Here is a 1,009-nt window from a genome sequence, read left to right on the forward strand (position 1 = left end):
CGCGGCAAGTGTCGTCGGAGCGACTGCAATCGTCGGGGCATTGACAACCAGATTATAGGCCCGCGACCCGGTGAATGGTCCGGAACCGGTGGAGCTATCGGTTGCGGTGACGGTGAAATTGAAGGTGCCGCCTGCGGTTGGCGTGCCGGAGAGAACCCCGGTTGTCGAGAGTGCCAGACCGGCCGGCAGGGCACCTGCGGTTACGGCATAGGTGTAGGTGCTGGTGCCGCCCGAAGCCGTGATGGCCTGACTGTAGGCCGTGGCCACGGTAGCAGCCGTAAGCGTCGCCGGGGTAATCGCAATCGTCGGGGCAGCAATGGTGATGCTATAGGCTTTGGCGACGGCAAACGGAGCGCCGGTGCCGGTCGAACTGTCGGTGGCGGTCAGGGTAAAGTTGTACGTGCCGCCGCCCGTTGGCGTGCCGGATATGACACCGGCGGACGAGAGCGCCAGTCCGGCCGGCAGGGAGCCGGCGGTGATTGCGTAGCTATAAGGGCTGGTTCCGCCCGAAGCTGTCGTGGTCTCGCTATAGGCGGCTCCGATGGCGCCAGCGGGCAGCGACGCCGGGTCCAATGATAGGATCGGAGCATTGACGTTGAGACTATAGGCTCTGGAACCGGCGTAAGGTCCGGAACCGGTGGAGCTATCGGTTGCGGTGACAGTGAAGTTGAAGGTGCCGGCTTCGGTCGCTGTTCCCGAGAGGTCGCCGCTCGAAGACAAGGTAAGACCGGCCGGCAGGGCACCTGCCGTTACGGCATAGGCGTAGGTGCTGGTGCCGCCAGAGGCCGTGATGGTTTGAGTATAGGCCGTGGCCACGGTGGCAGCCGTAAGCGTCGTCGGAGCGACTGTAATCGTCGGTGCAGCGATGGTGATGCTGTAGGCTTTGGCGACGGCAAACGGAGCGCCGGTGCCGGTCGAACTGTCGGTGGCGGTCAGGGTAAAGTTGTACGTGCCGCCGCCCGTTGGCGTGCCGGATATGACACCGGCGGACGAGAGCGTCAGCCCGGCC

General features: G+C 64.7%; 1 protein-coding gene. It reads right to left on the reverse strand.

Going from position 1 to position 1,009, the window contains the following annotated elements; genetic code table 11:
• A partial coding sequence (locus A6U86_RS11625; protein WP_198929056.1) for a putative Ig domain-containing protein occupies positions 1–1,009 on the reverse strand: 1,009 nt, incomplete at both ends.

The sequence above is a fragment of the Rhizobium sp. AC27/96 genome (assembly GCF_001692325.1).
Lineage (GTDB): Bacteria > Pseudomonadota > Alphaproteobacteria > Rhizobiales > Rhizobiaceae > Rhizobium.